Below are 14576 nucleotides of genomic sequence, written 5' to 3'. Positions count from 1 at the left end.
GGATGTTTAGAACGTGAACGGAAAGTCGATCGGATCGCCCTGCACCTTGTGCTTCGGGAAGCTCCAGCCCTTGATGAGCCCGGAGATGCAGGTGGCCATGTAGGTGGTGCGGAACTCCGACGTCTGGCAGGACACGTTCTTCGTCTTGCCGTTGGTCTGGATCGTCCAGCGCATCACCAGCTTGCCGCTCAGGCCCGGATCCTTCTTCTTCTGCTCGTTCACGCACTTGATGATGGCCGGCTTGTTGGCCAGCACCACCTGCATGATGTCCGACTGCCCCAGCTTCTCCTGCGCCGCACCACCCCCGCCAGGCTCCGGCGGGATGTAGGCCGTACGGCCGTTCGCCGACACCGTGTCGCTCTTGGCGCTGGAGCTGGGCTTCTTCGTGCCGAAGAGCTCATCGAACTCGTCATCCGCGCTCCCGCCGCTCTTGGCGGGCTGCGGCTTGCTCCGCACGGGCTCCTCGTCGTCGTTGCTCGCGGTACGCGTCGGCGCGGGACGGCTGGCCGAAGTGGCCGGCGTCCGCTTGCTCGGCACCTCGGCACGGGCCACCTGCTGCGGCTCCGTCTTCGCCGGCTCGGTCGCGGGCGGAGGCGTCGTCGTGGCCGCCGCGGGCGTGGTTCCAGGCGTCCCCGCCGCGGCGACCGCGGGTGCAGTCGTGGGCGCGGTCGCGGGCGCCGTGGCCGGCTGGGTCGCCGCCGCCGCCGGCTGGGCCGTGCCCGCCGCGGGCGTCGCGGTGTTCTGCGCCACCGCCGTCGGAGGAGGCGGCGTGGGCGGCACTTCCACCGGCTTGGACGGCGCCTGGGCCATCGGCTGCGTCGCCGCGGGCGGCGTCACGGGGGGCGGCTGCTCGGAGGAACGGGTCGCGAAGAAGGCGCCCCCTCCAACCAGCAGCAACACGGCCGCCGCCGCGCCGATGATCATCCCCATCTTCCCGCCCTGCTTCGGCGCGGGCGCGGCCTGCGGATAGCCAGGGTACCCCGGAGGCGGCGCGTACGGCTGGGCCGGAGGCGCGTACTGCTGGGGCGGATACGGCTGGGCCATCGGCTGCGCGTACGCCTGCGGAGGCGGCTGCGCGTAGGCCGGCGCCGGAGCGGGCTGCATGTACGGCGCGGGCGCGGGAGGCTCGGCCATCAGCGGGCTCTGCGCCGCCACCGGAGCAGCCTCCGGCGGAGGCACATCCAGCAGCCCCGAGGCCGCCGGCTTCCCCTTCTTCTCCTCCACCGGCGCCGCCTTGGACGCGGGCTTCGACAGCGCCTCGTTCTCCTCCTTCACCAGCGAGGCGAGCACGCTCGCGGCCGAGGGCTTCCAACCCGTCTCCTGCGCGGTCGGAACGGGCGCGGGCGTGTCGGACTTCGCCGGCTTCGCCAGGCCACTGGCGAAAGCGGACTCGACCGGACCGGACGCCACCGGCGCGGACGACGCCACCGGCGCGGGCTCCACGATGACCGGCTTCGTCGGACGCGGCGCCAGCACCGACGCCAGCTCCGTGGCCTCGGACAGCGGAATCCAGTCGCTGAAGCCCGCGCGCCAGCACAGGCTGTCAGGACCGACCTCGCCCCGATCCCAGTAGTCCTTCACCTTGTCCATCGACAGCGGGCCGACCTGCTTCTCGTCGATGGCGACGAACCACTCGTGCGAGGCCGCGGACTTCGCGTTCCCCTCGGCCTCCGCGAGCTTGCGCACCGTCTCGCCCGCGTCCGACAGGGCCGACGAGTCCAGCTGCGCCGGACCCGACGCCTCACCCGCCGGAATCCGGTGCGACCCGGAGTTGAGCACCTGGTCGAACACGGCTCCGAGCTCGTCATCCTCGACACCACTGAAGATGCCGCCCTCGGGAGGCGTGCCCAGCGTCGGGGGCAACCCGAAGCCGTCGTTGGCCGGCTGGTTCTGGGACGCGGCCGCACCGCCAGCGGCCTCACCACTCGTCCCCTCCTCCTTGACCGGCTCGGAGCCGGATGGGCGGACCACGATGTTGTAGCCGCACTTCTTGCAACGGACCTTGACGCCCTTGGCGCCAACCTTGTCGTCGCTAATCATGTACTGCGCGCGGCAGCTATCGCAGACGAAACGCATCGTTCCCCGCAACTCTCAGAAAATACGGCAGAAAATCCGCCGGAATCGTAGAGGTGGCACCCGGGGGGGTCAAGGATGCCGCTTTGGCCCGCCCGGTTGCTTCTTCAACGCGTGACACCCCTCTTCGGGTCTCACGCACTCTCGAGCCGCTCTTCTACTTCCTTACCTGCACCTCCACGTCCGTACCTACCGCGACACGCAGCTCGCGGAGCTCGTCGGACGTGGCGAACAGCAGCAGCTCCTTCAACTTCGCCTTCGGGGAGACCCGGAAGGCCGAACCCGTCTCCCCCATCACCATGCGCTTGACGGGCTCGCACTCGCCCGCCGCGAAGAGGCCGGCGCGCGCGGCCGTCAGCTCCGCGCCCTCGAGGTACTGGCGCACATCCGCCGGCGTGGCCGTGGGCAGGTAGACACGCGCCACCTTGGCCAGGGCCGCGCGGGCCGGCTCGCTGAAGGCCTTCTCCAGCACCCGGCGCTCGGCGTCCACCATCCGCGGGTCCACCGTGAAGCGCAGGTTGGGCACCACCAGGCTCAGCGCGGCCTGCACCACGGCCTCGAGCCGCTCCGGGACCAGCCGCTGGCTCATGGCCAGCTCCGGACGCACCAGGGCGAGCGTCCGCCCCAGCAGGTAGTACGCCTCGCGCTGCCCCTGCTCCGCGAAGAAGCGCCCACCCGCGCGCACGCAGGCCGGGTGCGTCTGCAGCACCTCCACGTTGACGAGCGGATCCGGCGCCGGCTCGTTGGAGCGCTTCGCCATGTTCTCGCGGCGGACCACCAGGTGCGGCGAGTACAGCTCCACCGCGTCCAGGCCGAACAGGCGCGCCACGTACCGGTAGTGCTGCACGTGGTACTCCTGCGCGCTCGCCAGGTCGATCCGGTGCTTCTTCGGGACGATCTGGTAGTTCTGGTGGGGCACCGCGTACAGGTGGCCCACCTGCACGAAGAGCAGCCCCATCAGCTCGGTGAGCGGACCCCGCGCCTTCGGGTGCAGCAGGTGCGTCAGCCACATCTGGTCGGACAGCGGCCGCTGGGCCGCCTCCTTGCGCTTCGCGTAGGGCCCGAGCTTGGTGAGGATCTCCTTCTCGTCATCCCCCGCCTCGCCGAGCAGCCCCGCCGCCGCCTGCGCGGCCATCCAGGCACCGTCGTAGTCCTTGCGCACCGCGGACAGGCGCACCAGCTGCGCGACGACCTTGCGCGGATCGTTCGTGTTGGGCAGGGCGCGGCGGAGCGCGGCGACGGCCTCGTCCTCCTTGCCCGGAGAGGCCGCGGCCAGCTCGGCGTAGACCTCCTGCACCTGCGCGTCGTCCGGCAGGCCCTTGGCGACGACGCCGTAGGCCGCCACCGCGCCCTCCTGGTTCCTCAGCACCTGGCGGTAGAGGTCACCCAGCGCCCGCCACAGCCCCATGCGCGCGCCGTGCGTATCGGGCGTCTTCGGCATGCGCCCGAGCATCTTCGCGTAGTTCTCCTCCAGGGCCTTCCACTTGCCCGCGCCGCCCAGCATCGCCTCGAGGGCGCTGAAGGCCTCGATGAAGCGGTGGTCCAGATCCAGCGCCGTGTTGAAGGCCACGGCCGCGCCGTCCACGTCGCGCAGCTCGTCCCGGCGCAGCTCGCCGAGCGCGAACCACACCCGCTTGGCCTTGTTGGGCTCGGCGGTGAGCGCGGGCAGCCGGAGCATCCGGTCCAGCATGTCCGCGGCCTTCTGGCCCTGGCGCGTCTCACGCAGCAGCACGTAGAGCGCGTCCAGCACCTCGAGCGACTCCGGCATGATCTTGAGCGCGCCGGTGTACGCGTCGATGGCCTGGTACGGATCCTTCAGCTTCTCGCGCGCGAGCTGGCCCAGCTCCAGGAGGACCCGGACCTTCGCCTCCCCTTCCAGCACCTGGGCGAGCTGCTGGCGGAGCTCGGCGGCCCGCTCCCAGCGGCCGCCCTGGTCCATCAGGGCCACCAGCGCACGCAGGGACGCCTCGTGGCTGGGGTCGACGGCCAGCGCCTTCTCGAAGTGGTTCTGCGCGCGATCCGCCTGGTTCAGCCTGGCGTGGATATCGCCGAGCTGCCAGTAGACCTCCACCACCTCCATGTCGGTGAGCTCTTCCCGGTGGTGGATGAGGATGGTCTGGAAGATGCGCAGCGCGTCGTCGTAGCGCTTCGCATGCTGCACGAGCATGTGGCCGTAGCCCTCGAGCACCGGCAGGTAGGTGGCGTCGAGGTCGTACGCCTTCTTGTACGAGGCGAGTGCCTTGTCGCGGTTGCCCAGCTTGTCCGCCACGTAGCCCAGCCGGTACAGCTGCCGGCACAGCTCCGCGGCGACCGCGGGGTCCTTCTCCGCGATGGCCTTCTCCGCCATCTTGCGCACGACGATGTCGAGCATGCGCTCGGCGGACACCCAGTCCTCACGGGCGCTGTAGACATCCACGAGGGGACGCGCCGCCTCCAGGCTGTCCGGGGCGTACTTGAGGGTCTCCTCGTAGTAGGCCGTGGCCGTCTCCGGATCGCCCTTCGTCTCGGCGTTGTAGCGCGCCACCTCGAGCAGCGAGCGCGCCTTGGCCTCCGCGTCCTCGGTCTGCTGCGCCTCCTGGAGCAGCGTCTGCTCGTAGCCGCCCCAGTCCTTCTCCTGCTCCTGGATGCCCTTGAGGGCGCGGATGCTGGGCAGGTGGCCCGGGTCGATGGAGAGTGCATTCTGATAGGCCGTCCGGGCGCTGCCCGTGTCCATCAGCATGTCCTCGTTCATCTTGCCCATGCGGTAGTACAGCTCCACCGCGTCGGGCGCGGCGCCCGCCAGCTGCGCCTCCTGCTGCAGCACCTCCAGGGCGTAGGGCCAGTTGCCGCTGCGCTCGTACAGCTTGCCGAGCGCGTGCAGCGCGGGCCGGCACCCGGGGTCCACCTCCAGCGCGTGGTGGTACGTGTTCACCGCCCGGTCCACCTGCTTGAGCTGCTGGTGGTAGACGTTGCCGATCTCCACGTACAGCTCGGCCTGCTCCTGCGTGGACGTGGCCAGCTGCAGCTGCCGCTCGTAGGCGACGACCAGATCCTCCCACCGCGCCTGCACGCGCCGCAGGCGGATGAGCGTCTTGATGGCCTGCAGGTTCTGCGGATCGATTGCCAGCACGCCCTCGATGAAGGCGTCCGCGTTGGCCGGGTTCTGGTACTTGTCCTCCCAGATGCTCGCGCAGCGGAACATCACCCGCACGCGCTCGCGGTAGTCGCTGACCACCTCGAGCATGCGCTCGTAGATGCCGAGCAGCTCCGCCGGCTGATCCAGCTTCGTGTACAGGCGCTCCATCGACTCCAGCGCCTGGAGGTTGTACGGCTCGAACTCGAGCGCCTGACGGAAGGCGGCCACCGCCGCCTCCTCGTCACCGATGTCGCGCTCGTAGACGTCCGCCACCTCGATCTGGATGCGGGCCCGCTCCTCCACGGTCGCCGCCAGGTCCCGCGCCCGGAGCAGCGTGGAGGCCACCTCCCGCCACGCCTTCTGGCGGCGGTACAGCTCGGTGAGCACGCCCAGCGTCTCGGCGTCCGGCTCCAGGTCCAGCGAGCGCAGCAACGCACTCGCGGCCTCGTCGGGCTCTCCCTGCTCCTCGAAGACGCGGGCGATCTCCCGGAGGATGCCCTTGCGCGCCTCGATGGAGCCGGCGGCCTCGAGCTTCTGCTCCAGCGCGACCACGTACTCGCGCTCACGGCCCCGCCGCTGGAACATCCCCGCGAGCCCATCGAGCGCCGTGGCGTTCGTCGGGTCGAACTCGAGGATCTTCCGCAGCGCCGCCTCGGCCGCCTGCGCATCGTTCAGCTTCAGGTCATGGACGCGCGACAGCGTGGCGTACATGCGCTCGGCCAGCGGGCCACGAGGCAGCGCATCCGCCACCTCCTCGTAGACGGCGGCGAGCTCCTCGTGCGAGCCCGTCTCGTCGGCGAGCCGCTCCACCTCCTCGCGCAGCGTGTCGTCCGACGCGTCGATCTGCAGCGCGCGGCAGAGCGCCAGGAAGGCCACGTCCTTCTGGCCGAGCCGCTGCTCCTGCACCCTCGCCAGCTCCTTGAGGGTGGCCAGCTTCTCCTCTTCGGTGACGAGGTGCGGCAGGTAGCGATCCACCACCTGCGCGTAGGCACGCCAGTCATTCAGCGTCCGGTACAGCTCGCACACGCGCGCGTACGCCGTGGGGTTGGCGGGGTCGAGCTCCAGCACCTTCTCCAGCGCGCCGCCGGCCAGCTCGGGCTTGTTGCCCGCGCCCGTCCACAGGTCCGCCACCGCGAACCACGCGGCCACCGCCTGCTCACGCTCCTCGGCCTGCTGGTGCACCTGCACCTTCAGCTCGAGTGCGCGCACCGCGTCGTTGTACGCACGCAGCGAGACGAAGAGCGCATGCACGCGCTCCAGGTCCGCCACCGCGTGAGGCTCCACTTCCAGCGCGCGGCGGGCCGCGTCCAGGGCCTCCTCGCGGCGGCCCATGCCCGAGAGCACCTCGGCCAGCCGCAGGCGCAGCGCCTTCACGCCCTCGGCCGACTCCTGCAGCGGAACGAGCCGCCGCAGGATGCCCACCAGCTCCTCCGCCTGCCCCGTCTCCTCGTACAGCTCGCGCAGCGTGTCCAGCACGCCCCGGTGCCGCGCGTCGCGGTCCAGTGCGGCCTTGAGGTAGCTCACCGCCGCCTCGGGCTGCTTCAACAGCCGGTACAGCACCCGGCCCAGCCGCTCGTTGAGCCGCACCACCTCGCGCGGATCCAACGTCTGCGACAGGCGGTCCGCCAGGAGCGTGCGCAGCTCCTCGTGCCGGCCGGACTTCTCGAGCAGGGCCTCCAGCGCGGTGAACGCCTGCTCGTTGCGGGGGTTCTTCGCCAGCAGCTCGCGGTACAGCTCGATGGAGCGGTCCAGGTCCTCCAGGCCCTCGGCGGACACCTGCGCCATGCGCGTGAGGACCCGCTCACGCTCCGGACCGGTGACGCGCTCGGACTGCAGCTCGAGGATGTTGTACAGCTTGTCGTGCGCGCCGGCCGAGTCGTAGATGGTCTCCAGCAGCCGCGCCGAGGCCAGGTGTCCCGGCTCCAGCGCCAGCACCTGCTCGAACGCGGAGGCCGCGCGATCCATGCCGTCCAGCTTCTCCTGGATCAGCTGGCCCAGGCGGAAGAGGAAGCCAACCTTGTCCGCCTTCTCCTCCGCGGACGAGGCCAGCGCCTCCAGCACGTTGGCCAGCTCCGGCCAGGCCTCCAGCGCCACGTACAGCCGATCCAGCGCGGCCAGCGCCTTCTGCTGGGCCGCCGGGTTCAGCGTGCGCGCACGCTCGTAGTAGACGACGGCGCGCTCGGGCTCCTGCAGGCGCGCCTCGAACAGGTGGCCCAGCTTGAGGCACATGTCCGAGGCGTCCTTCGCCTCGGCCACGCGCGGCAACGCTTCCTCGTAGGCCACCACCAGCTCGTCGTACGAGCCGGCCGCGTCCGTGGCGCTCTCCAGCCGGGTCCGCAGCTCGCCGTCGTTCGGGTCCTCCTTGAAGGCGCGGAAGAGCGCCAGGAAGGTGAGCTCCGGCTCGCCCTGGCTCTCACGCAGCGTGGCCAGCTCGCTCAACAGCGACTTGCGCTCGAACGCGTCCGGCGACACGCCCACCCGCGTCTCAATGACGGACGCGAGCCGCGCCACGTCCCCGCTCGCCCGGAAGGCGCGCAGCAACGTCTCCACCGCGAGCAGGTTCTGCGGCTCGCGGTTCACCAGCGCCTCCAGCCGCCCCACCGCTCCGGCATGGTTGGGCTGCAGCGAGAGCACCTCGCCGTAGAGCGCCAGCGCGCCCGCCTTGTCCAGCAGCTTCGTCTCGCGCAGCACCGCCAGGCGGAAGCGCAGCTCCAGCCCCTCCTCGGGCGTCACGAGCGCGATGCGGCGTGACAGCACGTCCGCCATCTCCGGCCAGCGCTCCAGCTTCTGGCACAGCGCGTCCATCCGCGTGAGCGCGGCGGCGTCGTCCTGCTTCACGTCCAGCAGGCGCCGCAGGGTGGCCAGTGCGCCCAGCCCGTCCTGTAGCTTCTCCTCCTGGAGCACGGCGATCTGCAACAGCACCGACGCCCGGCGGGCCGGCTCCTCGGCGCTCGCGAGCTGGCGGCGCAGCACCTCCAGCAGCTCCTGCGGCGTGCCCGTGTCGGCCACGAGCCGCGCCACGCTGTCGAGCGCGTCGGTGTCCGTGGGCCGCAGCGTCAGCACCTTGCGCCACGAGGCCAGCGCCTCGTCGTCCTCGCCCAGGCGCGCCTGCAGCCGGGCCAGCGCCCGGTACAGCTCGGCACGGGCCGCGTCACCCGCCCTCGGGGCGATCTCCGAGAGGACGGCCGCGAACTCCTCGGCCGCTCCCGCCTTGTCCACCAGCGAGAGGCACAGCTCCAGCGTGCGCGCATCGTCCGCCGCGTCCCGCAGCGCACGCGTGGCGGACAGGAAGGCCATCTCCGCGTTGTCCAGCGGGCCCGCGTACGTCTCCGCGATGCGGCGCAGCAGCGCCGCGCGCTCCTGGGGCACCGGCTCGGCGGAGACGCGCGACTCCAGCATCTGCACCTGCTTGAGGTGGTCGCCCACCGACGCGAACACCGGCTCCAGTGCCAGCGCCGCCTGGCCACGCAGCGGGCTCTCCGAGCGCGCCATCTCCTCCAACGCGCCCACCGCGCCCGGGTGTCCCTCGCGGCGGCGGAGCACGTCCTGGTACAGCTCCAGCGCCCCGCGCGGATCATCCAGGCGGCTGAACTTCAGGCGGCCCAGGCGCACGCGCAGCTCGCTGCCCTCTTCCTGGGCCTTGCGCGCGTCGGCGAGCTGGATCTCCCGCTCGATGTGCTGCGCCAGCTCCGGCCAGCGCTCCATCTGCGTCAGCACGCGGCCCAGCAGCTTGAGCGCGTTGGCGTCCTCGGGCCGGCGCTCGAGGATGTCCCGGTACGTCTGCGCCGCGAGCGCCTTGTCGGACAGCGTCTCCTCGGCGAGGTGCGCCAGCTCGAAGAGCAGGTTCACCTGCGCGGGCACGGACGGCTCGGCCCCCACCTGCCGGCGCATGGCCAGGGCCAGCTCGCGGTTGGCACCGGTGCGACGGTGCACGCGGGCGATGGACTCCAGCACCTGCTTGTTCTGCGGGTCGCGCCGGCTGACCTCCTCCAGCGCGCGCACCGCCAGGTCGTAACGCTTCAGGCGGCCATCGTAGATGCCCGCGAGCCGCCGCCACAGGTCGCCCGCCAGGGGCTCGGTGGCCCCGCGCTCGAGCTGATCCTCGTACGCCGCCGCGACCTCCTCGAAGGAGCCGGAGTCGGCCGCGAGCCGCTCCAGGTCATCGCGCACGCCGTCCCCCTGCGGGGCCTCGTTGAAGGCGCGCAGGCGCGCGGCGAAGGCGAGCGACGTCTGGCCCAGCGCCTCGCGCAGGGTGGCGATCTCCTGGATGCGCTCCAGCTTCCGCGCGGGCGACGTGACGGGCAGGAGGGTCTCCAACACCTCCACCAGCTTCCGGGTGTCGTTGAGCCCGCGGTAGACGGGCTCCAACAGCCGCGCCGCCTCCACGCGCTGCGCATCGACCTGGAGCATGCGCTCCAGACCCGCGACGGACTGCGGATCTCCCGGGGTCAGCGCCAGCAGATCGCGGTACGCGGTCAGCGCCTCGGCGTGGTTGCCCTCCTTCTCCAGCAACTGCGCCCGGCGCAGGATGAAGCCCCGGCGGGACTCGGCGTCCGTGGCCATCTCGGCGAGCAGATCCAACACGTCCGCCTGCTCCGCGAACCGCCGCGTCTTGGCGAACAGCTTGTCCAGGGCGAGCAACCCATCGGCCGCCCTGCGGATGGCCAGCGCCGAGCGCCACGCCTCGATGGCCTTGGCGTCATCACCCGCGGCCGCGTAGGCCTCGCCGGACTTCACCAGCAGGGCGCGCCGGGCCTCGGGGTCCGTCACCAGCGCCGACTGGGCGGCGTAGACCTCGGAGAGGCTCTTGGCGTTCTGCCCCCGCTCGTACAGACGCGACAGGGCCTCGAGCGCCTGCCGATCCTGCGGCGCGTCCTGGAGGATCTTCTTCCAGACGCTGGCGGCCTCCTCCGTCTGGCCGAGTTGCTCGCGCAGCTCCGCGGACCGGCGCAGCAGGCCGAGTGCCGAGGGATCCCCCGTGGGGAGGTCCAGACCGGCCTCTTCGTACAGCTCGGCGAGCATCTCGAAGGAGCCCGTCTCGCGCGCGAGCCGCTCCAGCTCCGGCCGCTGGCCCTCGCGATCCACGCCCTGGGAGAAGGCCTTCACCGCCGCCATGAAGGCGAGCGACGGCTGCTGCATGTCCTGCTCGTAGATGCGGCGGATGTCCGCGGCGAGCTGCACCTTCTCCGCGCTGAGGGCGGAGGCCATGCGCGCCTCGCGCAGGGCCACGCGGCGCTGGTGATCGCCCAGCCGCGCGAGCACCGGGTCCAACACCTCCAGCGCCCCCGCGCTCATCGGCACGGCGGCCTTCACCCACTCCTCGAGCGCCGCGCGGGCACCCGGGTGGCCCGGGTCCTCGGAGAGGATGCCCTGGTAGAGCTGGAGCGCGCCGTTGGGGTCATCCAGCCGGGTGCGCTTCAGCTCGGCGAGGCGGAAGGAGACCTCGCGGCCCTGGGGGCTCTGTCCCTCCTGCGTCTTGCGCAGGCCGAGCGCCCACGCCAGATCCTTCTCATGGCCTGGCTCCGCGTAGAGCCGGTCCAGGGCGACGGCGGCCTCGCGCTGGAGCGGATCCCGCTCGGCGATGGCGCGCCACGCGGCGGCGGCGCTCTCCTTGTCGCTCAGCTTCGACTCGTGCAGCAGGGCGGCCTCGCGCAGGTACGCGAGCTGCTCGGCCACCTCGGGCGCGGCGGCGGCGAGCTTCTCCAGCACCTCGGCGAGCGCGGCCCACTCCTCACCCGCGCGGTGCAGGCGCTGCAGCGAGCGCAGGCAGTCGAGGTTGCCCGGCTCCAGCGCCAGCAGCGCACGGAGCGACTTCAGCGCGGCGTCACGGTCGTCGAGCTTCTTCTCCTGGACCTCGGCCAGCTCGCGCAGCAGCCCCGCCCGGGCGGGACCGACGCTCCCCTCCTCCGTCAGCTCGATGATGATTTCCGCGTAGGCGTCCAGCGAGTCCGCGTCCTCGGCGGCCTGACGAGCGGCGGCGCGCAGCGGCATGTCCCCCGGCGCCAGGCGCAGGGCCCGGGCGAGCGAGGCGAAGGCCAGCTCCGGCTGGCGCAGCTGCGTCAGGTGCACCTGCGCGGCCTGACGGAGCACCAGCACGCGCGAGGCGTCATCGCGCGCCACCTCGGCGAGCACGTCCAGCGCGGCCACCAGCTTGCGGTGGTCCTTGGTGGCCTCGTAGGCGGGAATGAGGGCGCGCGCGGCCTCCTCGCGGGCGTTGCCGGAGCCGAGCATTCCCTCGAGCGCGGCACGGGCGTCCACGTCGGAGGGACGCTGGCGGAGGATGTCCGCGAAGCTGCGCACCACGTCGGTGCGGTCGCCCGACGAGTCCTGCAGCACCTGCGAGCGCTTGAGCGTCAGGCGCGCCACACGGTCCAGGTCACCCGCGTCCTCCGCGAGCGCGATCTGCCGCGCGAGCACCTCGCCCAGCTCCCGGTTGCGGCCGGCCTTCTCGTACAGCTCGGCCAGACGCGGCAGGTGACGCACCTCGTCCGCACCGGAGTGGATGGCGGCCTGGAGGGCCTCGGCGGCCTGGAGCGGCCGGCCCAGCCCGGCGTTGAGCTCCACGAGCTGCATCTGCAGCTCCACCTTCTCCGCCTTCGTGGCCGTGGAGATCCGCTTGCGCAGCAGGGCATCCGCGTCCGCCGCGCGCCCCGCCTTGCCGTACAGGTTGATCAACCGGCCGAGCACCTCGGGCGACTCGGGCTGCCGCTGCAGCGCCGTCTCCAGCGAGCCGATGGCCTCCGGGAGCGCCCCGGACTGCTCGGCCAGCGTCGCCGCCTCGGACAGCAGCTGCACCGTGAGCGCGGGCGCCTCCGCCTCGGTGGCCAGCGCCCTCAGCACGCGCACCAGCTCGGCGTGGGAGGACAGGTCATGCGCCAGACGCGCCGCCTCGGCGCGGTTCACCTCGTCCGCGGGCGCCTCGCGCAGGGCCTTCACGCGCAGGTCGAAGGCCGCCCGGCCATCGACCAGCTGCTTCTCCTGGATGGTGGCGATCTGCCCGGACAGCCGCTGCCGCAGCGCCACGTCCTTCGTGGCCTCGAGCTGCTGCAGCATCGCGGACACCTGGCGCTGGTGGTCGCCCGTGCGGCCGTAATGGCCCGCCAGCGCCTCGGAGATCTCCGCCGTGCGTACGCCGGCCGCCGAGAGCCGCTCGAGCCCGCCCAGCACCACGCCCGTGGCCACGTTCTCCGCGAGCAGCTGGAGGAAGATGCCCACCGCGTCCTGCGGCCGGTTCAGGCGCTCGGCGTACAGCCGGGCCTGGCGCGCCGCCCAGTCGCTGCGCTCCACCTGCGTCTCGGCCAGCTTCGCCAGCTTGCCGGCCAGCGCCGCGGCCTCCTCGAACTTCGACAGCGCCACGCACACCGCCTGCAGGCGCCGCACGGGGCCCGGATCGTCCGGAGAGAGCTTCACCAGCTCGCGCACCATCGGCTCCAGCTCGACCGGGGCCACACCGGTGGCCTCGCGCCGGGAGATCTCCGCCTCCAGGCGCGCCTTCGGGTCATCCGCGAGCGCGGCGGCGGCCCGGAGCGACTTCACCGCTTCCTGCGCGGCGCTGTCACCCGGCGCACGCGCGAGCACCTCCCGCCAGGCCGCCTCGGCGCCCGCGGGATCCGCCAGCGTGCCCTGCAGCAGCTGCGCGAGGTGCCGCCAGAGCACGAGGGCCGACTCGGGAGGCGCGACCACGGCCGCCCGGCGCAGCGCCACCGCCAGGGCGGGCTCCGCGTGGGCCTTGCCCGCGTGCTCCATCACGGAGTCCAGCAACATGGGACGGCCGGGCTCCAGCGCCAGGGCCCGGGCGAGCACCTCGAAGGCACCGCGCGCGTTGTCCGCCTCCTCGTAGAGGAGCGCGAGTCCCTCGCAGAAGGCCACGCGCTCGGCGCGCGGGCGCGGGGCGAGCAGCGCCAGGTCCAGCAGCGGCTCCATCGCCTCGAAGTTCTCGTCCTCCGCCAGCAGGCGGGCCAGCTGGAAGGCCGCGAGCGCGTTGGCCGGATCCAGCTTGAGCGCGGCCTCGAGGTGCGCGCGCGCCGCGTCCCCGTTCTTCTGGTGCAGGCAGAGGTCCGCCAGCCGCAGCCGCAGGGCCACCTGCGTCACGCGCTCCTTCACCGTGCCGAGGTAGCGCTCCAGCATGGCGAGGGCCTCCGCCGCGCGGCCCTGCTCCAGCAGCAGCTCGGCACCGAGGCTCGCCACGTCCGCGCGCGCCGGATCCACGCTGGTGGCCTTCTCGAAGGCGGCGAGCGCACCGGCCGCGTCGTTGAGCCGGGTGAGGCGCAGCGTGCCCAGCCGCAGCCACAGGTCCACCTGGGCGTTGCGCTCGCGCGCCTCGCCCGCCATCGCCTCGAACCAGCTCTGCGCTGGCCCGAAGTCACCGTTGCGCTCGGCCACGCGCTCGATGAGGTTGAGGGCCTCGGGCATGCCGGGCCACAGCAGGAAGCAGCGATCCAGCGCCTCCTTCACCTTGTCCGTGGCGGCCGGCTCGTACCAGGCGTGCAGCTTGGCCACCAGCAGGGACAGCCGCGCCGCGCTCTTGCGGTCGCGCTCCTCCAGGGACATGCCGCGCAGCATGCGCGCGCGCTCGCGCCACGCCTGCTCGAAGCGCTGCAGCGTCTGCGTGGCCTTCTCCGCCCGGGCGTTCTGCGGCTCCAGCTCCCGCACGACGGCCAGCGCCTGCTGGGCGAGCACGTGCTCGGTGGGATCCTCCACCAGCCGCTCGGCGAAGGCGGCGTACTCCTCCACCATGCCCTCGCCACCCAGCGCGGCCCGCTCCCGCTCCAGCGACTCGAAGACGGGCTGGAAGCGCTCCTCGGACATCAGGAGCTGACGGGCACGCTTGAAGGTGGCGCGCTCCGGCTTCGCGCGCGCCGCCCGCTGCAGGCACAGCACCGCGCGATCCCTCCGGAACAGCTTCTGCTCGTGGAGGTTGGCCGCCTTCATGAACAGGGACGCGGCCTCGTCGCCCTGGCTCAGGCCACCGAGCCGCTCCAGCACGTCCACGAGCCCGGCCATGTCCTGGCGCGCCTCGTAGACGATCTTCAGCCCGCGCAGCACGGGCCGCGGATCCTCGGCGATCAGCAGCGCGCGCCGCAGCAGCTCCTCGGAACGGCCGGGGTTGCGCAGCCGCTCGTAGGCAAGCTGTCCCGCGCGCACGAGCACCCGAACCGCTTCCGCGTTCGGCGTCTCACGCGCGCGTCCCTCGTAGAGACGGATGAGGTCCTCGACGCGGCCAGCCTTCTCGAGTGAAGCCTCGACCTCGGCGAAAGGCCGGTCGGAAGCGACACGCTCAGCGGGTCGACGGAGGTTCGACTGATCCATGAAGGGCGGGCCTCGCGAAAGAAAGGGGCGGGAGCGGACTCTACAGCCCGCTCACCGCCCCCAGCAATCACGTAAATCC

General features: G+C 72.2%; 2 protein-coding genes. Both read right to left on the bottom strand.

Features of this window, described 5'->3' with window-relative positions; genetic code table 11:
- Positions 1 to 6 precede the first annotated feature (6 nt).
- The gene (gltJ, locus tag VFZ09_RS26240) at positions 7 to 2076 is read right to left on the bottom strand and encodes an adventurous gliding motility protein GltJ (RefSeq protein ID WP_329730403.1); all 2070 of its coding nucleotides are present in this window, start codon (positions 2074 to 2076) and stop codon (positions 7 to 9) included.
- A 154-nt stretch (positions 2077 to 2230) separates the two neighbouring features.
- Positions 2231 to 14497, bottom strand: a complete 12267-nt coding sequence (locus VFZ09_RS26235; RefSeq protein WP_329730402.1) for a tetratricopeptide repeat protein — start codon at positions 14495 to 14497, stop codon at positions 2231 to 2233.
- Positions 14498 to 14576 lie beyond the last annotated feature (79 nt).

Origin of the sequence: Archangium sp. (genome assembly GCF_036277355.1) — a bacterium.
Taxonomy (GTDB): Bacteria; Myxococcota; Myxococcia; order Myxococcales; family Myxococcaceae; genus Archangium.
The sequence above is the reverse complement of the archived record's forward strand: the minus strand, read 5'-3'. Positions and strand labels throughout refer to the sequence as shown.